Below are 19,459 nucleotides of genomic sequence, written 5' to 3' on the forward strand. Positions count from 1 at the left end.
TTTGTTGATATAAAATTTTTATCCACATAAGATGAGGCGAGAGAGGCGTGACCGGTCAAGGTCAAGTTGTCATCTCGCTTTGACCCCGCTCCCCACTTCGAGAGGCGCAATGTGAAAACCGGTTTCTCGTGGCACGAACTGTTCGCCTGGCACGACGCCGGCACGTATCCGCTGCCGTACGTCGAGCCGGCCGCTGTCGCCGACAGCGCGGATGCGAAGCGCAGGTTCCGCAATCTGCTCGACGTCAGCGGCTTGCTGGCGCAACTGCAGCCCCTGGTGGTGCGCGAGGCGAGCGACGCTGAAATCCTCCGCGCGCATGCGCCCGAACTGCTCGAAAAGATCGTTGCGACGAGCCGGGCAGGCGGTGGGTCGATCGGCCGGTACGCGCATATCGGCGCGGGCGGCGAGCGCATCGTGCGGCTTGCCGCGGGAGCGGCGATCGAGGCGGTGGACGCGGTCCTGTCGGGTCAGGTGCGCAACGCATACGCGCTATTGCGTCCATGCGGCCATCACGCGACGCGCGACGCCAGCATGGGCTTCTGCATCGTCAACAATCTCGCGATCGCCGCCTGTCACGCGCTCGATACGCGTGACGTCGCGCGCATCGCGGTGGTCGACTGGGACGTGCATCACGGCAACGGTACGCAGTCGATCTTCTGGAACGATCCGCGCGTGCTGACGATCTCGCTGCATCAGGACGGACTGTTCGCGCTGCCCGGCGGACAGAGCGACGAAACCGGCCCCGATCCGCGGCGCACGACCAATCTGAACGTGCCGCTACCGGCGGGCTCGGGTCACGACGCGTATCTGAGCGCGTTCGATCGGGTCGTGCTGCCCGCGCTCGACCGGTTCGCTCCGCAGCTGATTCTGGTTGCGTCGGGCCTCGATGCGTCGTCCCACGACGCGCTCGGCCGCATGAACCTGCATTCCGACAGCTATCGCGCGATGACGACGCGGTTGATGGACGCGGCCCAACGCCATTGCGACGGCCGTCTCGTGTTGTGTCACGAAGGCGGCTACAGCGCAACGCTGGTGCCGTTCATCGGACTCGCGATCATCGAGACACTGGCTGGCGTGCGTACCGAGGTCGTCGATCCGTTTCTTGCCAACGTCGCGAAGCAGTCGTCGCAACAACTGTTCGCGCATCAGAGCGAGGCGATCGAACGCGCGCAGCAGCATGTCGCGAAGGTTCCGACGCCATGATTTCGCTGATCAACTACATGACTCGCGTCCGCTTCGGCTACGGCAGTCTCGAAGCACTGAGCGAAGAGGCCGCGAGCGCGGGCATCGCGCGTCCACTCGTGGTCACGGACAAGGGCGTCGTCGCGGCGGGGCTGCTGGAGCGCGTGCTGGCGCGGCTGGCGGACCGCAAAGCCGCGACGCTGTTCGACGCGACGCCGGCGAATCCGCACGAGGCCGCGGTGCAGGACGCGGCGCGCTGCTTTCGTGAAGCGGATTGCGACGGCATCGTCGCGCTTGGCGGCGGATCGTCGATCGATCTCGCCAAAGGCGTCGCGGTGTGCGCGCGTCACGACGGCGAGCTGAAGCGATACGCGGCGATCGAAGGCGGCGCCGCGCGTATCACGTCGAACGCGGCGCCGATCATCGCAATTCCGACGACTGCCGGCACCGGCAGCGAGGTCGGCAGCGGCGCGATCCTGATCCTCGCGGATGGCCGCAAGCTCGGCGTGATCTCGCCGCATCTGCTACCGAAAGCCGCGATCTGCGACCCCGAACTGACGCTCACGTTACCCGCAGCACTGACCGCCGCGACCGGCATGGACGCGATCGCGCATTGCGTCGAAACCTTCCTCGCGCCCGCGATCAACTATCCGGCCGAGGCGATCGCTATCGACGGTCTGCGCCGCGCGTGGCGCCACATCGAGACCGCGACTTTCGAGCCGCATAACCGCATCGCGCGCGAGCAGATGATGAGCGCGTCGATGCAGGGTGCGCTTGCGTTCCAGAAAGGGCTCGGTTGCGTGCACAGCATCAGCCATGCGCTCGGCGCGATCGATCCGCGATTGCATCACGGCACGCTGAATGCGCTGCTATTGCCGGCGGTGCTGTCGTTCAACCGCACTGCGCAATCGGTGGTCGACGCGCACAAGATGGAGCGTATTGCCGAGGCGATCGGCGTGGCGCGCGTCGACGCAATCGTGCCCGCGTTCCGCCAGTTGAACGCACGCCTTGGCTTACCGGATGGCCTGCGCGCGCTCGGCGTGACCGACGCGGTGTTCGATGCACTGATCGATTATGCGTTCCAAGATCGTGGTCATGCGAACAATCCGCGCACGCCCAGCCGTGAAGATTACGTCGCGATACTGAACGAATCGATGTGAACTGTCTTCGTCAACCGTTGGTCGTCAATCGGGAGCGTGCATGAAGCCGATGATCCGAACTTTGCTGGCCGCGCTCGTCGCGCTATCGACAAGCATCTCCGCGTTTGCCAATGACTGGCACACGATCCGTTTCGCGACCGAAGGCGCGTACGCACCATGGAATTTCGTCGAGCCGAACGGCCAGCTGGCCGGCTTCGACATAGACGTGACGCACGATCTCTGCCGCCGCATGAAGGCCGATTGCCAGATCGTCGCGCAATCGTGGGACGGCATCATCCCCGCGCTGAACGCCGGCAAATATGATGCGATTACCGCCGCGATGGTGATTACGCCTGCCCGTAAGGCGGTAGTCGATTTCACGATTCCGTATGCGGTCGGCGCTCGCAGCTTCGTCGTTCAGAAAAGCGGACCGCTCGCGAAAGTCGGCGAGTCGCAGCAAGTGCTGCTGCTCGACAAGGATCCGCAAGGCGTGCAGAAAGCGGTCGATGCGTTGAAGCCGGCGTTGAAGGGGATGATCGTCGGCGTGCAGACAGCGACGACGCATGCGCAGTTTCTCGATCAGTTCTTCAAGGGTGTCGTGCAGGTGCGCGAATACAAGACTTCGCAGGACATGATGCTCGACCTCAGTTCGGGGCGCATCGACGCGGCATTCGACGGCATTGCGTTTATCGGCGGTGCGCTCGACACGCCCGAAGGGCGCGCGCTGACCTTCATCGGACCACGCTTCAACGGCGGCCTGTTCGGCGAAGGCTCGGCGATCACAGTGCGCAAAGGGGACACTGATCTGCGCGACAAGCTCAGCGCCGCGATTGCCGCGGCGCGCGACGACGGCACGTTGAGCCGGCTGTCGATGAAGTGGTTTCACATCGACATCGCGCCGAAAAAATGAGGCTGCGTCCGAGCGCAATAGATCACCCCTCGACTTTGAATACAGCCACCAACCGGTCCAGTTCCGCCGCCTGCTGCTTCAGGCTCGCAGCGGCCGCGGCACTCTCTTCGACCAGTGCCGCGTTCTGCTGCGTCACCTCGTCGAGTTGCTGCACGGCGTCGCCAATCTGACCAATGCCGGAGCTTTGCTCGATGCTGGCCGACGTGATCTCGCTCATCATCGTGCTGACGCTTTGAACCTGCGACACGACGTCGTCCATGACCTTGCCGGCATCGACGACGAGGCGCGAGCCAACGTTCACCGTTCCCGCGCTATCTTCGATCAGCGCCTTGATCTCCTTGGCGGCCTGCGCGCTGCGCTGCGCGAGGTTACGAACCTCCGAGGCCACCACCGCGAACCCGCGCCCCTGCTCGCCGGCGCGCGCCGCCTCGACCGCCGCATTGAGCGCGAGAATGTTGGTCTGAAAGGCGATGCTATCGATGACCACGATGATTTCGGAGATCTTTCGTGACGCGGCGCTGATCTGTTCCATCGTGCTAACCACTTCGCCGACTACCTGGCCGCCTCGCGCGGCGGCCCTGGATGCGTTGCTCGCCATCCCGGCCGCGGTGCGAGCGGTGTCGGTGTTGTTCTTCACCGCGGCGGTGATTTCCTCCATTGATGCCGCGGTCCGCTCCAGGTTGGCGGCCTGTTCCTCGGTGCGCTGACTGAGGTCCGCGTTGCCCATTGCAATTTGCGTCGATCCCGTGGCGATCGAGCTGGAGGCTGCCCGAACCTGAAGTACGAGGGCGGCCATGGACGCCACGAAACGGTTGAACGCGTCGGCCAGTTGGCCGACCTCATCCTCGCTTTCGAGCGTCATGCGGCGGGTCAGATCGCCGCGTCCGCTGGCAATCTCGGACAACAGGCTTGCCGCGCGCCGCACCGGTGCGGCAATGGTGCGACCGACCAGCAGAATCACCGTCAGCGCCACCCCCAACCCCACCACGGCTGCAATCAGGGAGGCAGTGCGGACTGCGCTCTGCACCGGACCAAGCAGTTGCGCCTGCGGCACTTCGACGACGACATAGGCATTCAGCTCCGGGATGAACGACGTGGCGATGAAGCGCTGTCCGGACGGCGCCGCGTAGCTCAGATAAGCGTAGGGCTTGCCGGCAAGCAACGCGGCCGTGGCGTCGCCCGGCAGCCCGGGCATGTCTTTCAGGAAATGCTTGCCGTCGACCAGCGCGGAGTCGCGGTGCATCATGATCGCGCCGTCGGGATGCACCAGATAGGCGAATCCTGTGTCGCCGATCTTGTAGCCCGCGATTCCCCGGGCCAGCGAGTCCACTGACAGCGCCATGCCCGTTACGCCCATCGGACCATTTGCCCCGTCCACACGGGCGTTGATGAACATCATGTAACCGCCGACGCTGACATCGCGGTCCATGTTGACTTCGTAGGGTTTGCCGGAGGCGAGAAAGGCCGGCAGCCACCCATCCTGGCCGGTAATCTTTCGCTGCAGGCCCGCTTCGGTGAGGTAGTTGCCGGTAACCGCGGACACCCATTGCACGCCCGCGGCCTTCTGGTCCGCCTTCATGTTGGCTGCCAACCGCTTCCAGATGGCGGTGCCGGCCTCGGGCTCTCCATCGGCTTCCCATTGCTGAAGAAAGGCGTTGACCGCCATGGATCGCGACGCCGTAATCGGCCCGGCGAGCTGGCGCTGCACGTCGGCGCGGATGCCGTTCAGGGCGGTGGGCAGTTCGTCCTGCACCACGCGCTCGCGCACGGCGTTCCCGATCAGGCAGAAGCTTAATCCGCTGGTGATTGCGACAAAGACGAGCAGGCAGCTCGTCATGCTCAGAATCAGCTTGTGCTGAATGGAAAGCTTTCGCCAGATGTTCACGAAGGTTCCTCGGAAAGTGCGACCAGTACCGAGCTATCGGTATCTTTTCGAAGGACTTGAGACGTCAGCCTGAATGCCAGGCATAACCGATTACGTATTGAGGTCGCCCGGCATCGTGGTGCACGCCACGTTTTAGAAATACTTAACCAACGCACATCGGCAGACCTCTGTTCTTCAAGTTATTGAGTTCCTATGCTTGAAAAACCGACGGCCACGCCCGGCCATCATTTCTCATAGGAACTTTCATGAAGAAGCTCGTGGGATTTGAAATCGATCTCGGCAACGAAATCTGCCGACGGCTCCGCACCCGGTGTATGTGGGTCGAAACCGCGTTCGACGGCGTCATTCCCGCGTTGCAAGGGCGAAAGTTCGACGCAATTCTGTCTGCGATGTCGGTCACACCGAAACGCGAAACACAGGTTGCGTTCTCAAGCATGACCACTGTGCCCTTGCAAGTTGCCGTCGACGCCGCGCTCAATGAACGATCAACCAACCACGCGCCGCAACGTCACCAACAGCGACGTTGCGGCACCACGACGAGCCGGCTCAGCGCGAGCCGATCGTCACCACCAGATTCGCCTGCGAACTGAGCCCCGCTGAATCGACCGCCGTCAGCGTCACCGTGTAGGTTCCAGCGACAGGGTGCTTCCATTTAGCAACGAAACCCGGCCCGCTCTCAACGAACACCATGCCCGACGGCGCTCCCTTGATGTCGACCTTCACATTGTCCGCGCCCGGGTCGTCGATACTGATCACGCCGCTGACCGCGCGTCCGTCGACACCGCTGATCGGCGCAGCCGAAATCGCGGGGCCCGTTGCCCCGGGCGAGATCCGCACGCTCATCGTCGCCGAACCGGACTGGCCGTTGCTGGTGTCGGTCGCCTTGACGTTGACGCTATACGTGCCTTTCGCCGGCGCTTTCCAGCTGATCACACCGGCGCTGCTGATCGACATGCCCGAAGGCGCGCCGCTGAGCGAGAACCTGACCGGATCGGCCGCACTGACGTCGACCTGATAGCTGAGCGGCTGTTTCGTCTGGCCCACGATCGTCGCTGCCTGCACAACCGGCTTCGATGCCGCGACGATGGTCACGTTCGCACTCGCGCTGCCCGTCGAGCCGGTGACCGTATCCTTCGCGGTCACGGTCACCTTGTAAGTGCCGGCGACCGGCTTCGCCCAGGTCACCTGACCGGCGCTATCGATGCTCATGCCCTGCGGCGCATTCGCGAGAGACCAGCTGAGCGGGTCCGACGAGCTGCCCGCCACTGTGAACGACAGTGCGCTGCCCGCCGTGCCCTTGACCGTCGCGGCCGACACGACCGGCGGCGGCGCCTTCGACACGCCGAGCGTCGACAGCAGGCTGCCGGCTACCGGTGTGCCGAGGCCCGACGGCTGATCGTAGCCGGTATGGGCCGAGCAGCTCGTGCAGGAACCGTCGTTGCCCGACGTGACGTCGTAGAACGCGGTCGCGTACAGACCCGCGTCGGTCGACACGTTACCGTACAACTGCGTCTGCGCGAGGCCGAGTGCACCGAGACTGTTGCGCGCCCGCTGTGCATTGGCGACGGCGACGATGCCGGCCCATTGCGGCGTCGACAGACTGGTGCCGCCGACGCTGTACCAGCTCGGCGCGGTCGCGTCGGGCGTGATGACCGCGACGTACTGACCGCTGAACGGATCCGCGTTGAACGACACATCGGCAACCGAGCGCTTCGTCAGCGTGCCGAGGCCAGGTACCGACGTGTTCTGATACGCCGGTGTCGCGGTGTACTGACTGATGCCGCCGCCGGTACTCGACCACACCGTTTCGCTTTTGGTCGTGCCGTCGTAGTTCAGATGGGTGCCGCCGACGGCCAGCACGTTCGGCGACACGGACGGCCATTCGACGCCGGTGCCGTTATCGCCGGTAGCGGCCACGTAGGTCATATTCGCGTGCTTGAACGCCGAATCGACCGAGCTGGTCCACGAGCCTTCGGGAGCGCCGAAGCTCATCGACACGACGCCGGGCCCCATCGCGTTCGCGAGGTTGACCGCCGCAATCAGGCTGTTGGCCGACGCATCCGGCGCCTGGATCAGCACGATGCGCGCGAGCGGCACGGTGGCGTGGACCCACTGCACGTCGAGCGCGATTTCGGTGGCCCAGCCCGAGTCGTACGCCGGCGCGTTCGATGTCATCGCGCCGCTGGTCGTCGAGTTCACGACCGAGAACTGACACGCGTTGTTGCCAGGGGCCGCGAGCGGCAGCGATGCGTTCGGCGCGATGGTGGTCGTCGTGCAACCCGGCAGACCGAACTTCTGGTTGAACGCCGCGAGTTCGTTGACGACGTTCGGATCGCTCATCGCGTCGATCACGTAGATCGTCTGGCCCGCGCCCATTTGCGCGGCCTCGCTCGCGCTCGGATTGCTCCACGACGACGGCAGCGCCGGCAACTGATAGGCGGCGCGAATCTGCGCCGGCGTATACGTCGTCACCTGCGTTGAATTCGACGCTGCTCGCGCCGTCCTCGTGGCATATCGTGCAATCGTTTGTGGCGTCAACTGTGCAAGCGACACGGCCGCCATTGCCGACGTCGACGCTTGCGCGGCAGGAGCTTGATTGGCCGACGCGGAAGGCGCCGCACTGTCGATGTCGGAAGGTGAGTTCAACGCCACCGGGGCCGTATAGAACGCCGGCCTCATCAGCGTGCTTGCCACCGTGCTCGACAGCGGCGACAACGACACCGAACTCGTGCCTGACGAGGTGTCCGCGAGCTTCGCGGAGTTCGTGCTGCTCGACGCCGTCGAATCGTCACTGCTACCGCCGCATCCCGCCAGCAGTAGCGGCGCGAGCGCTGCTGTCACATAGGTGGCACGCGTGAGCGTGCAACGAACCGGTCGGATAGTTTTCATCGGGATCGTCCTTCTGCGGGAGGCTGGACCGGAATGACCAGCACGGGTGGAGAAACCGCGGAAGCGGGCAGATCGGGCGCGCGTCGCTGCCAGCCGCTCGCACAGGTTTGTACGGACGGGTAATAGCCGGGCGGTTCGGCGCACCAGAGTCTGACGCTTGCAGGTGGCTGGGCAGAAGGTGGAACGGGCGATGTCTGCGCTTGCGAACTGCATGCGCCTAATCCGGACATCAGCGCACAAGCGGCGCAGATTGCCGTGACGATGCCACGTGAGCGAATCAGGCCTGCCCACGCGTTACGTTTACCTAGTGAAATGGAACGGGCTGCGGGCCTCGCGAAGTAGCCGGCGAATTGGGCGCGCTCGTCGGTTTCGACAAGGCCGATAGCAATCCGTTTGAGCTGGATCATCGTTGTTCGCGTCACATTGGGTACAGGGTTGGGGCGCACAAAGCGATGATTGGCCTGTCGGTACCGCGCGAGCAAACTTGATGACTATTCGCGGGTTAGTTACTGGACAGACGGTCAGACGACCTTACCATTTTTTATGAAGTGGGAATATGGCGTGCGGCTCGAGGAAACAGGGCCACATTTTCAGCCCCTATGGCGCGCCGCTTCCCTGTATGAATAGTAGGGATTGTCCTTAAAAAGAAGGGCCGCGTGGCGCGTCACTAAACACGATCGTTCGATCCGGCGTGGCGGATGTGTGCTGGCGGATAACGCCTGTCTTCAGAACTGTTCAGCGCAGGTGCGCCGCTGCTTGTCGTGCCGCACGCAATGTATGTTCCTTGAGCTAATAGCGCTTGCGTCAGGAACTCTCGCCGACCCGGATGGACACGGAGGTGCGTGCTTGTCGCTTACGCGTTGCGAGCCAGCAAAGGATCGATCCGCCGCAGACCATCAATGCACCTTGCCAGAACTGAATAGATAGTGGCGCGTGCAACAGGGCCGCGGCGAACGCCGCGGAAAACACGGGAATGAAATACGACGCGCCAGCGAGCACGGTGACATTGCCATGCAGGATTCCGACATTCCATGCCGTGTAGCCGAAACCCATCGCGGAAGCGGCCAGCACGAGATAGACAATCGCCTCGAAACTGAATGCCATCGTGCCGCCGCCTTCGGCAAGATATTTTGCCCATAGCACGGCACTCACCAGAATGAAGAACAGCGTGATGCCGTTTTTGCCATTCGCGATGCGCGCAGTCACCGTGCAATAGGCCGCCCAGATCACCGCGCCGACAAACGCCAGTCCGTAGCTCAGCGGATTGTCACGGACGTTCGCCAGTATTCCGGGCAAATCGAATCCGCGGTCTCCGCCGAGCACCCAGCAGATTCCGAGCATCGACAGCCCGAAACCGGGGACGACCAGCAAGGTCGCCTTCTGCCGGTTGAATACGATCGCGCAGATCAGCGTAAAGGTCGGCCACAGGTAGTTGACCATGCCGACTTCAATCGCTTGTCTGCCGTTGTTGGCGTAACCGATCGACAGTGCGAGGCACAGTTCGTACGCGATGAACAGCAAGCTCCCCCACACGAGATAGCGGCGCGGAAATTCGCTGAGCTTCGGGAAGCCAACCGTGAAAAAGAGCAGGACCGAAGCCACCGTATAGATCATCGCCGCGCCACCGGTCGCGCCGAGGCTTTCGCTGACGCCGCGGATCAGCGCAACGATCGAAGCCCACAACAGGACTGCGATGAGCCCGATAAGCGTTGCCTGTTTCCTGTTTTTCATGCCTTCCACCAGCCTCAGATGATTCGATACGTTGTCGTCGCAACAGGAGCAGCAGGTTGCGACCACCACAATGGATGGCCGCCACCGGCTCATGACGCAACGAGCCAGGAGCCTACGTGAAACTCGCCGGGACATCAATCCAGATGGTTTTCATCTCGGTGTATTGATCGTGCGCCCAGATGGATTTGTCGCGGCCGCCGAAGCCCGACTGCTTGTAGCCGCCGAACGGCGTCGTGACGTCGCCCTCGCCGAAACAGTTGACGGTGACGACCCCCGCGCGAATTTCCCGCGACAGGCGAATGGCCTGATTCAGATCGCGGGTATAGACGGAGGCCGCGAGTCCGTAGACGGAGTCGTTTGCCAGCGCGATTGCCTCGCTGATGTCGGTGAAGGTCGTCACCGAAAGGACCGGACCGAATATCTCTTCCTGGAACAATCGGCTATCAGCATCTACGCCGTCCACCACGGTCGGCTCGACGAAAATGCCGCTCTTCGTGTCGCCGCCGAATGCAACGTGCAGGCGTTCCGCGCTGGCATGCTCGAGATACGAGCGCACCTTTTCGAAATGTGCGTTGCTCACCATCGAGCCGAGCCGATGCTCCGGATCGAGTGGATTGCCCATTTTCCATTCGCGCATGTGCACGCCGATACGCTGCAACAGCGCGTCCTTGATATCGGCATGGACGATAAGGCGCGAGGATGCCGAGCAATTCTCGCCCATGTTCCAGAAAGCGCCATTGACGATGTGCTGCGCAACCGCATCGAGATCGTCGACGTCACGCAACACGACTGCGGGGTTCTTGCCACCGCACTCAAGCACGACGCGCTTCAGGTTCGAATCGGCTGCATAGCGGAGGAAGCGCCGCCCGGTTTCCGTCGAGCCGGTGAAGCTCACCATATCGACATCGGGATGCATGCCCAGCGGCTCGCCGACTTCCTTTCCGCCGCCCGGCACGACGTTGAAGACACCAGCCGGTACGCCGGCTTCGTAGGCCAGTTGCGCGACACGCAAGGCGGTCAGCGTGGTTTCCTTCGCGGGCTTCACGACGATCGAGCAGCCGGACGCGAGCGACGGTCCGATTTTCCACGCGAGCATCAGCAGCGGAAAATTCCACGGCAACACGAGGCCGACGACACCGATCGGCTCGCGCACAACGATCGCAAGTGCGCTCGAACCCACCGGAGCGGTGTGGTCGTAGATCTTGTCGATCTGTTCGGCGTGCCAGCGAATCGTATGAATGGTTTCAGGCAAATCCGTGTTCTGGCATTCGCGAATCGGCTTGCCGCTGTCGAGGCTTTCCATCGTCGCGAGTTCGTGCGCGTGCTGTTCCAACAGATCGGCGAACTTCAACAGAATGGACTTTCGATGCGAAGGCGTGAGGCAGCGCCAGCGTCCGTCCTCGAATGCGATCCTTGCGTTCGCAACGGCGAGATCCACATCGGCGGCATTGCACGCCGCGATTTCCGCGAGCACTTTGCCTGTGGCCGGGTTGATCGCCGGAAATGTATTGCCGGAAGTCGACGGCCGGAACACGCCGTCGATGAACGCCTGGGTCGGCAGCCGCAGTTCCGCGGCGATCGACGCGTACTCTGACGCACTGAGCAGATGGGACATCAGGCGTCGCTCCCCGTAACCGATGCGACTTCACGTTTAAGCTCGGCGACGACGCTGCGCAGTCGGCCTTTCTCCTGCGCGTCCAGTCCTTGCAGCGGAGCGCGCACACCGCCTGCGCGAAGGCCTGCAATCTCGCAGCCATACTTGATCGACTGAACGAATTTGCCCTCTTCGAGGAAATCCATCAGCGGCAGCATCGCGGACATGATGCGGCGGCCCTTATCGAAGTCCTTGTCGACGGCGCAAGCCTCGTACAACGCAATGTGCTCGGCGGGAAGGAAATTCGAGCCTGCGCACACCCAGCTGCGCGCGCCCCACGCGAAGAACTCCAGCGCCTGATCGTCCCAGCCGCACGACACGTCGAGGCTCGGGAATTCGCGCGCGAGCATATGCAGTTGCGCCGTCTGGCCGGAGCTTTCCTTGATCGCCACGAAGTTCTTTGACGCCTTCAGCACCGTATCGAAGAATTCGCGACCCATCGAGACGCTCATGCGACCAGGGTAGTTGTAGAGCATGATCGGCAGATTGGCGGCGCGATCGATCGCGAGTGCGTGTGCGGCGTTTTCCTGCTGCGTGGGCAGCGCATACGGGGGAGAGCCGACTAGAATCGCATCCGCGTTGATCTCCTTGGCCGCCTTCGCGTATTCGATTGAATCCTCGGTGCGAACAGCGCCGGTGCCGATGACCAACTGCGTACGCGAGCCGATCACTTCCTTCGCCCATGCGCCCAGATCGAAACGCTCCTGCGCGCTCTGCGCGTAGTACTCGCCAGTCGAGCCACCGATGATGATGCCGTGAACCCCCGCTGCGATCAGCGATTCGAGTACATCGGCAAATGCCGCCCTGTCGATTTGACCTTCGGCATTCAACGGCGTGATGGCTGGGGTATAGATGCCTTCAAACTTCATGATGTTCTTCCAGGTAGAGCGTAAGTCTTGATGGAAAGCGTGCCGCCGTCCGTGACGGCGCCACACCGATGACGGGGATATCAATGATTCAGCGAGGCCGCTTCCTGCAGGCTCAGCGAGCGCGTTTCGGGTGCGAGAGCGAGTGACGCCGCGAGACCGACGAAAGAGACGGCCGCCGCTGCATACATGGTGTTGCCGATACCGACGGTTTGCAGCGCGATCGGGACCAGCCATGTGCCGATGGCCGCGCCGATTCGCGACAGCGACGCGCCCATGCCAACGGCAAATGCACGGATGTCGGTCGGAAAGATCTCGTTCGGATAGACGAGTTGCAGCACCTGCGCACCGCCGATAAGCACAGCGTAAGCGCCGAACAGAACCAGAATCACCAGCGCGGGGCCGTTCGAGCATGCGCCGAGTGCGAGCAGTGCGAGGCCCGACCACAGGAAGCTGTGGATCACCATCGCGCGACGGCCAAGTTCATTGATGATGCGCGTCGCGATGATGCAACCGACGACGAACAGCAACGTAATGGCAACCGAGCCGAGCGACTCCCACTTTCCGGTCAGATTGAGTGCTTCCAGCACACGCGGTGCGAACGAGTAGACCGCGAACACCGGAATCACCGAGCAACTCCAGAACACCGAAACGAACAACATGCGTTTGCCATAGCCCGAATGCAGCAGCGCCCACAGCGAGATCTTCTTTCCGGTTTGCTCTTCCGGCAGGTTCTTAAGCGAGAACGACGGACCGTAGACTTTCCTGATGACCGCTTCGGCTTCGGTGGCGCGGCCTTTGCTCAGCAGCCAGCGCGGCGATTCCGGGGTGCCGATCCGCACGACGAACAGCGCGATACCGATGACCGCCGGGCTAGCCAGCACCCAGCGCCACGCGTCGGGCCCGGCGAAGCCCAGGATCACGTTGCCGACGATATAAGCGAGTGCGGCGCCAAGGAACCAGATGATGGTCAGCATCGCGAGGCGCGGTCCACGGTACTTGCGGGGCATGAATTCGACGAGCAGCGAACCCGCGACCGGATACTCGATCCCCACGCCGATACCGATCAGGAATCGCAGAACGAATAGCGCTTCACCCGATTGGACCCAGAACTGCGCGAGGGAACAGATAAAGAAAATAACCGGCCCGAAGAAGTAGGGCTTTTGACGCCCCAGCCGATCCGACAGCCAGCCGCCGAGGAACCCGCCAAAGAAAATACCGATCAGCGCCGAAGCGGCGACCATGCCCTCCCAGAAGCTGCTGAGTTTCAGAGCGGCGGAAAACTGCACCATCGCCACGCCGATAATGCTGAGCACGTAGCCGTCCATCAGCCAGCCGCCGCTCGAGCGAATGGTCAGCAGCTGGTGAAAGCCATTGAGCGGCACGTCCTCGATGGTCACGTGATTCTTCGACATCGTCTGTCTCCTTCCATGAAATTGGGCGCAAGCCGTCCTCGCGTCAGCGATGGGGTGTTGCATCTGCGTCCCTCGTATAGGGTTGGTTCGGCCGAATTGCGGACTCGCGACGTCGACCGATACGTCGTCAGCTTTCGAGTCCTGCCTTGCGTTGTCCCCACCAGAGGGTGGCGTTGACACCGAGAGAAAGGAACGGCTCCGGGGGAACCCTGCTCGGTCCCGACGTCGCCAGCAGAAAATCGATCTGGTCGCTGCGCTTGCCCGCGAGCCAGTCGGCGAGCAGCGTGCCCGTCACCGTTCCCCGTGTAATGCCGAGACCGTTGCAGCACAGCGCGCCGTAGACATTGGGCGCGAGTTGCCCGAAGAATCCCTTATGGTTGTGCGAGAGCGCGAGCGAGCCGCTCCACGTGTATTCGAACTCGACTTTCGGCAGCATCGGAAAGCGTCGTTCGAACGACAGCCGGTGGCGTTCCGCGAAGCGCGGCAGGTACTGCTCCCTGGGCCGACCGTCCGGGTTGAAGCTGAAGCTGTTGCGCACCAGAATGCGGTTGTCGTGCGTGCGGCGCAGCGTGCTGCCGAACGGGTCCGCCGGTATCACGCCCCAGAACGGCTTGCCGCCGAGTTGCTCCTGTTCGGCGCGGGTCAGCGGCCGGGTCAGGCTCGCATACAGGAAGACCGGCAGCATCGTGCGCTGCAGGAAGCCAAAGCGCGTGCCGAACGCGTTGTTCGCGAGCAGTAGTTTGTCGACGGTGATGCGGCCATTGCGATGCGCGAGCACGATCTTTTCGCCATATTCGACATCGGTAATTGGCGTGTGCTCGTGCAGCGTCACATTGGGCGGCAGACAGTCGGCCAATCCCTTGACGAGCGCTGACGGTTGCACGAGCACCGTTCCAGGCGTGAACAGCGCCTTGCGATAGAACGACGTGCCGATGTGTCGCGGCAGATCTTTGCCTTCGATCACTTCGTATGCCTGACCGAGCTTGTCGAGGCCGCGCCGATAGGCATCGAGCACGGCCACGCCGCGCTCTTCCACGGCAGCCTGATACTTTCCGGACGCGGTCATATGACAGTCGATACCGTGCTCGCTCACGAGGTCGCGCAGGATCGTCTGGCCGAGCAGGTTCAGCCTGAGCGTGGATTTGGCCGTGGCAATATCGCCGATATAGTCGTCGGCGCCGATATCGTGCGGGAGGTCGATTGCAAAACCCGCATTACGCCCCGAGGTGCCGAAGCCGACCTCTTGAGCATCGACGAGAATGATCTCGTCGTCGGGGAAATTCAGAGCCAGTTGCCGTGCGGCGGCAAGGCCGGTGAAGCCGGCGCCGATTACCGCCCAGCGCGCCTTTGATTCACCGGTGTGATGCGGTCTCGGTTCGCGACGCTGGCTCGTGTGATACCAGCCGCACATCCTGTCGTCCGCAGGGAGTGACGTGATATTAAGCATTACTAATTCCTTGGTCGCATATGAGTCAACGCCGTGCCCTCAAACGGGGCGGCGCATCGAAAATAATGTGCGCCGTCCTGCGCGGCCTTTAAAACTGGATGGGTACGTTCAACCCTTCGGGGATCACATACTCAGCCATGCGCCGGCGCGATAACTCCATATGACTGCGGACCAGGTCGCCGGCGCTCTGCGCATCGCGAAGAGCGATTGCTTCAATGATCTGGTCGTGTTGCTCAACGGCCTTTTCCAGGTCTTTTTGCATGTCGCTCGTGGTTGGCGAGCGATAGAAAATCTTGCCGAGGCGCGCGTGGTCGATCAATACGCGACGCAGGCTGGGCATCAGGTACGCGTTACGCGCGATCCGGCCGATTTCGAAGTGAAACTCGTCGTTGCGCAGCACACGCGACTGAAGGTCGTTGTTTTCGATCGAGGCGCGAAAGAGTGTCTGGATCTCCTTCAATCGCTCTACGTCTTCAGACGTGGCATTGCTCGCTGCCATTTGTGTCGTCGCGACGTAGATGAGCGGGGCCGCAAGAAAGAAGCTACGTAACGACTGGTAGCTCATCGGCGAGACGCGTGCAGGCCGGTTCGGTTCGAGTTCCAGATAGCCCTCCGCCGCCATCTGGCGCATCAACTCGCGCACAGGCGGCCGGGAGAGCCCGAACTCTTCGCTAATGGCCAGCTCGTCGACCACGGCCCCGGGCGCGAGCTCCATGCTCACGATGCGGCGCCGAAGCGTCTCCGCCATCACATTCTTACGATCTGCCGACAATCCGGATTCGGTGTCCGCGGCTGCAAGTTGAAGTTTCGGTTTAGGCATGGCTCACGTGTGTCTACAAACTGTAGACAAAGTATAGGTTGATAATAGATTGCATAAAAATAAGGGTTTACGCGCTTGGTGGTGACGTGTTGGGGCGGTCCGCCGAGGGCTTGGTCACGGTGCCGCGACCAGCCCTAGTCGCAGAATCGCAACGGGTTGGAGAGTACGTGAACCGGGTGGATTCGCCCAGATATGGGTGAAGACGATACCGGGTGGGGAAGTTGGGTACGCCGACGGCTATGACGCCGCGCGGTGGTTAGACGAGACGACCGCTATCTGGGCACAGCGGTCAACCGAATGTCCGGATCAGGGTTCGTCGTTATTCTGCAATACGCTTAAAACTCACGTAGTAATCGTCGGTGTAATAGCAGTCGCCGGTTTGCTTGCGCGGGCCGCCACATACGACCCGTCGCAGCCCGCGATCCGTCGAGCCAGGTGTGCGAACCGTGTACGTGTGGTAATAGCCGCGCGGATGTTGCGGCAGCAAAAGTGCACTGTTACGGAACAGCACGCCGTCCTCGCCAAAAGGGAAGGGGCCGCCCGCTTTGATCAACCGCAGTGTTTCGGCTGCTTCCGCCGGCAACTGCGTTTTAGTGACGGTGCCGAGCATGCCCGTTTTTTGCGCGCCTGAGGCGGCGGGTATATCGCTCGCGCCCTGCGCTGGCAGGACCGGCGCAGAGCTCGCGGATGCGCCCGATGCCTCGTTGGCGTTTTGCGATCCACCCTTGCCGCATCCGCCGAGGGCCGCGCTCAAGACGACGATGCAGGAGAAAATCCACGCTGTCTTCACGGAACGGTTCTCCCTCGTTGACCAGAACCTGATGACCAGGATAGGTGAAAAGGTATCGCTAATGACAGAGTGAATCAATGCTCGGCCGGAAAGAGGCACTTTTTACACGGCAATCACATCGCTGTACCGTTTTCCGCAGTGCGGGACTACGTCGCATGCCGTCCGCTTTGGCGCGCTCTCCCACGTTATTCGTTCGTCATCGGTTTGCCGATGAACGCGCGTCATTGCTGTCTGAGGTGTAGATCGTTGTTCACGGACTGCACCCCTGGCACGCCACGCGTAACGGCAAGTGCTTTCTGAATCTGTACGTCCGAATCCACGGAGCCCGACAACTGCACGATGCCTCGATAGGTCGCAACGCTCATCGGCAACGATCTCAGTCCCGGGTCCGCGGCGAGCGCCTGCTTCACCCGAGCGGCGAGTGCGGCGTCGTCAGTGGCGATCTGCGCGGGCGCCGGCGCGGTCACGGGTCGCGGTTCCGTCGACTTACAGCCGTTGATGAACACGAACGCGGGCAACGCGAACGCAGCGACGAGCAGCAATCGGGTTTTGATGTGTGGCGTGTTTCGCATGTCAGTTACGGCATCCAGTTTCGTGTACTAGGCAGGGACTGTGCCATGAAGTCGATTTTCCTGTGCAGGCGCTAAATGGAAGCACGGCACGCGGCGCTTCACAAGACAAGGCGGCTATGCCGAGTGCCGCAAACATCATCGCATATCGTGTTCATGAAGACCTGCAATGCCACAGCGACTGGAATTCAATAAGACACGATTCGCACTTCACGATGTCTTCGCAGTCGAAGTGTGCATATCCATCGTTACAGGTCGAGGTTCCATATCTACACGACGTATCGGATGATGCTCTGGTCCTGAACGTTTGCGACCAACTCGTCGGCACGCAACAAAAGCCGATGAAGCAATGAAGTGGTATTCGCATTGTTGTATCCCAACGCGAGATCAATTGTCGGAGGCACGCCGTCGAGCGCCCGGGCAACGACATTCGGTGTCAGCATATTTTGCGCATACAACGGGATAAGCGTGATGCCGCCCGTGGACGTCACGAGCGACATCGCCGACGGCAGGTTCTCGCCTTCGTATCCCGCCTTAAGCGTGATCCCTATTTTCGAAGCGTAATCCTGAATCACGGACTCCAATACCGGAGATGTTCTCGATGAGCTGATGTAGATTTCCCGCGCAAGATCCTGTGGCCGGATTGTTTTGCGTGATGTCAGGCGATGGCCCGCCGGCAGCACGGCGATCAGAGGCTCCTTGACGAGGAATCTGAATGAAAGGCCAACGGTGTGCACCTCCGGACGAAGAAAGGCAACGTCCAGCTTTCCTCGCATCAGACCGAGAGCCAGTTCCGGAGAGGACTGACTGCACAGCTTGATTTCGGCCTCCGGTGATTCTTCGCGCAGGATACGTAGCACATGGGGCAGCCACACGACTTCCTGTCCAGCAAGGAAACCCATGGACAGGGCAGGTTTTTCAGGCTGTTCTGCCCGTCGAGCGCCGTCGGTAGCCGCTTCAACTTGCAACAGTGCCAGGCGCGCATGATCGAGAAAAATCTTTCCGGCAGCGGTGAGTGCCACACCACGCGGCTGGCGTTCCAGCAACTTCACACCAACTTCGGATTCCAGATCACGGATCTGCCGGCTCAACGACGGCTGTGACGTGTGCAGTCGCCGTTGAGCCGCCGTCAATAGACTGCCTTCTTCGGCAACGGCAATGAAATAACGCAAATGTCGAAGTTCCACTGGCTCTCCGATATACCTTCAAGGCATAGGCCGAATCATACAAAGTCTTTGTCATCGGAGAAAGCGCCGCCTATCTTCCTGGTAGCGCCGTTCGTGCGCCAACGAAAGCCCTCAGTCAAACCAGTTGAATCCGCGAAGGAGAAGGCAATGTCTAGCGCTCGCAAACCAGGCATCGTGTTCTGTCATGGCATTTGGGCCGATGGCTCGTGCTTCAGCAAGGTGATCCCCGCATTGCAGGCGGACGGGCATGATGTCATCGCGACTCAGTATGGCCTTGACTCGTTCGAAGAAGATGTCGCGACGGTGAAGCGCACGCTGAACCGCGTCGGCAGCCCCGTCATTCTCGTCGGTCATTCTTATGGCGGTGCCACCATCACGGCAGCGGGAGTCGATGATCGCGTGGTGGGCCTGGTCTATATCGCGGCGGTTGCCCCGGATGCCGGCGAAACCGTGCAGAACCAGCTCGACAAGTATCCGTCGGACATTTTCTCGCGCGTCGAAGTGGCGGACGGGCGAGCCTGGATGCTTCCGAACGGCACGGAGTTCTTTGCGGGAGATCTTCCGCCGGCGGAGCAGAAGCTCGTGTGGGCGACCCACTACGCTCCCGTCTTCGATCTGTTCCAGCAACAGACGCTCGGTGCGAATGACGTCGCGTGGAAGTCGAAGCCGAGTTGGTATGTTCTGGCGACGCAAGATCACACGGTGCACCCCGACCTGCAACGGTGGGTGTCGAAGCGCATGGGAGCGAGCGTCACGGAGGTGGCAAGCAGCCACGTGCCGATGCTGTCTCAGCCGAATGTTGTTATCGACGTGATTCGCAAGGCGGCGGCCGCTGTTCAGAACGGGTGACGATTGTCGATGTTCTGAGAAGTCTTGTTTGCTTGGGGGTGAATGAGCTTAGCCATGTGATGCATATTCACCGGAGCGACATGCAACAGATGCTCGTCGACTTCACCACTTAAGCGGTCTATCAAT

The 19,459-nt window shown here is 61.7% G+C and carries 15 protein-coding genes and 1 pseudogene; 5 read left to right on the forward strand and 11 right to left on the reverse strand.

Annotated elements, in window-relative coordinates; translation table 11 throughout:
• Positions 1-111: 111 nt before the first annotated feature.
• From L0U82_RS34455 to L0U82_RS34465, 3 genes are read left to right on the forward strand one after another with little or no spacing between them, the layout of a single operon-like run.
• Positions 112-1,203, forward strand: a complete 1,092-nt coding sequence (locus L0U82_RS34455; RefSeq protein WP_233838113.1) for a class II histone deacetylase — start codon at positions 112-114, stop codon at positions 1,201-1,203.
• On the forward strand, positions 1,203-2,342 hold the full coding sequence (locus tag L0U82_RS34460) for an iron-containing alcohol dehydrogenase (protein WP_233839308.1): 1,140 nt from the start codon (positions 1,203-1,205) through the stop codon (positions 2,340-2,342). Before L0U82_RS34455 ends, L0U82_RS34460 begins: the two co-directional genes overlap by 1 nt.
• 40 nt (positions 2,343-2,382) lie before the next feature.
• Positions 2,383-3,231: a transporter substrate-binding domain-containing protein gene (locus L0U82_RS34465; protein WP_233838114.1), complete on the forward strand. Its 849-nt coding sequence runs from the start codon at positions 2,383-2,385 to the stop codon at positions 3,229-3,231.
• A 22-nt stretch (positions 3,232-3,253) separates the two neighbouring features.
• Here the strand turns inward: L0U82_RS34465 and L0U82_RS34470 are convergent, their stop codons facing one another.
• A complete protein-coding gene (locus tag L0U82_RS34470; protein ID WP_233838115.1) occupies positions 3,254-5,116 on the reverse strand; it encodes a methyl-accepting chemotaxis protein in 1,863 nt (620 codons plus the stop codon).
• 251 nt (positions 5,117-5,367) lie between these two features.
• Here L0U82_RS34470 and L0U82_RS40050 point away from each other — a divergent pair.
• A pseudogene (locus tag L0U82_RS40050) lies at positions 5,368-5,550 on the forward strand (transporter substrate-binding domain-containing protein); the annotation flags it as partial.
• Positions 5,551-5,662: 112 nt separating this feature from the next.
• On the opposite strand, the gene L0U82_RS34480 reads toward L0U82_RS40050, so the two are convergent.
• The 10 genes from L0U82_RS34480 to L0U82_RS34525 form a co-directional block, all read right to left on the reverse strand.
• The gene (locus L0U82_RS34480) at positions 5,663-8,005 is read right to left on the reverse strand and encodes a S53 family peptidase (RefSeq protein WP_233838116.1); all 2,343 of its coding nucleotides are present in this window, start codon (positions 8,003-8,005) and stop codon (positions 5,663-5,665) included.
• An 804-nt stretch (positions 8,006-8,809) separates the two neighbouring features.
• Positions 8,810-9,736 (reverse strand): aromatic amino acid DMT transporter YddG, encoded by a 927-nt coding sequence (yddG, locus tag L0U82_RS34485; RefSeq protein ID WP_233839311.1) that lies wholly within the window; start codon positions 9,734-9,736, stop codon positions 8,810-8,812.
• A 112-nt stretch (positions 9,737-9,848) separates the two neighbouring features.
• The gene (locus tag L0U82_RS34490; protein WP_233838117.1) at positions 9,849-11,351 is read right to left on the reverse strand and encodes an aldehyde dehydrogenase; all 1,503 of its coding nucleotides are present in this window, start codon (positions 11,349-11,351) and stop codon (positions 9,849-9,851) included.
• Positions 11,351-12,259, reverse strand: coding sequence for a dihydrodipicolinate synthase family protein (locus L0U82_RS34495; protein WP_233838118.1), 909 nt, complete (start codon positions 12,257-12,259; stop codon positions 11,351-11,353). The genes L0U82_RS34490 and L0U82_RS34495 overlap by 1 nt, the downstream gene beginning before the upstream one ends.
• Positions 12,260-12,339: 80 nt before the next feature.
• Positions 12,340-13,671, reverse strand: coding sequence for an MFS transporter (locus L0U82_RS34500; RefSeq protein WP_233838119.1), 1,332 nt, complete (start codon positions 13,669-13,671; stop codon positions 12,340-12,342).
• A gap of 127 nt (positions 13,672-13,798) precedes the next feature.
• Positions 13,799-15,118 carry an NAD(P)/FAD-dependent oxidoreductase gene (locus L0U82_RS34505; protein ID WP_233838120.1) on the reverse strand — a complete coding sequence of 440 codons (1,320 nt, stop codon included), beginning with the start codon at positions 15,116-15,118 and terminating at the stop codon, positions 13,799-13,801.
• Between the two features lie 88 nt (positions 15,119-15,206).
• Positions 15,207-15,938: a GntR family transcriptional regulator gene (locus L0U82_RS34510; RefSeq protein ID WP_233838121.1), complete on the reverse strand. Its 732-nt coding sequence runs from the start codon at positions 15,936-15,938 to the stop codon at positions 15,207-15,209.
• A 319-nt stretch (positions 15,939-16,257) separates the two neighbouring features.
• Positions 16,258-16,728, reverse strand: a complete 471-nt coding sequence (locus L0U82_RS34515) for a ribonuclease (protein WP_233838122.1) — start codon at positions 16,726-16,728, stop codon at positions 16,258-16,260.
• 221 nt (positions 16,729-16,949) lie between these two features.
• Complete coding sequence (locus L0U82_RS34520) at positions 16,950-17,300, reverse strand: BON domain-containing protein (RefSeq protein WP_233838123.1); 351 nt, start codon at positions 17,298-17,300, stop codon at positions 16,950-16,952.
• Positions 17,301-17,566: 266 nt separating this feature from the next.
• A complete protein-coding gene (locus L0U82_RS34525; RefSeq protein ID WP_233838124.1) occupies positions 17,567-18,484 on the reverse strand; it encodes a LysR family transcriptional regulator in 918 nt (305 codons plus the stop codon).
• Here L0U82_RS34525 and L0U82_RS34530 point away from each other — a divergent pair.
• A complete protein-coding gene (locus tag L0U82_RS34530; protein ID WP_233838125.1) occupies positions 18,470-19,333 on the forward strand; it encodes an alpha/beta hydrolase in 864 nt (287 codons plus the stop codon). The genes L0U82_RS34525 and L0U82_RS34530 overlap by 15 nt on opposite strands.
• Positions 19,334-19,459: the final 126 nt, after the last annotated feature.

The organism is Paraburkholderia sp. ZP32-5, assembly GCF_021390495.1.
Lineage (GTDB): Bacteria > Pseudomonadota > Gammaproteobacteria > Burkholderiales > Burkholderiaceae > Paraburkholderia.

Bases quoted from the DNA above. Each gene is read 5' to 3' on its own strand.
- L0U82_RS34530 (WP_233838125.1), top strand. From the start codon at position 18,470: ATGTCGAAGTTCCACTGGCTCTCCGATATACCTTCAAGGCATAGGCCG.
- L0U82_RS34505 (WP_233838120.1), bottom strand. From the start codon at position 15,118: ATGCTTAATATCACGTCACTCCCTGCGGACGACAGGATGTGCGGCTGG.
- yddG (WP_233839311.1), bottom strand. From the start codon at position 9,736: ATGAAAAACAGGAAACAGGCAACGCTTATCGGGCTCATCGCAGTCCTG.
- L0U82_RS34480 (WP_233838116.1), bottom strand. From the start codon at position 8,005: ATGAAAACTATCCGACCGGTTCGTTGCACGCTCACGCGTGCCACCTAT.
- L0U82_RS34490 (WP_233838117.1), bottom strand. From the start codon at position 11,351: ATGTCCCATCTGCTCAGTGCGTCAGAGTACGCGTCGATCGCCGCGGAA.
- L0U82_RS34495 (WP_233838118.1), bottom strand. From the start codon at position 12,259: ATGAAGTTTGAAGGCATCTATACCCCAGCCATCACGCCGTTGAATGCC.
- L0U82_RS34520 (WP_233838123.1), bottom strand. From the start codon at position 17,300: ATGCGAAACACGCCACACATCAAAACCCGATTGCTGCTCGTCGCTGCG.
- L0U82_RS34465 (WP_233838114.1), top strand. From the start codon at position 2,383: ATGAAGCCGATGATCCGAACTTTGCTGGCCGCGCTCGTCGCGCTATCG.
- L0U82_RS34500 (WP_233838119.1), bottom strand. From the start codon at position 13,671: ATGTCGAAGAATCACGTGACCATCGAGGACGTGCCGCTCAATGGCTTT.
- L0U82_RS34510 (WP_233838121.1), bottom strand. From the start codon at position 15,938: ATGCCTAAACCGAAACTTCAACTTGCAGCCGCGGACACCGAATCCGGA.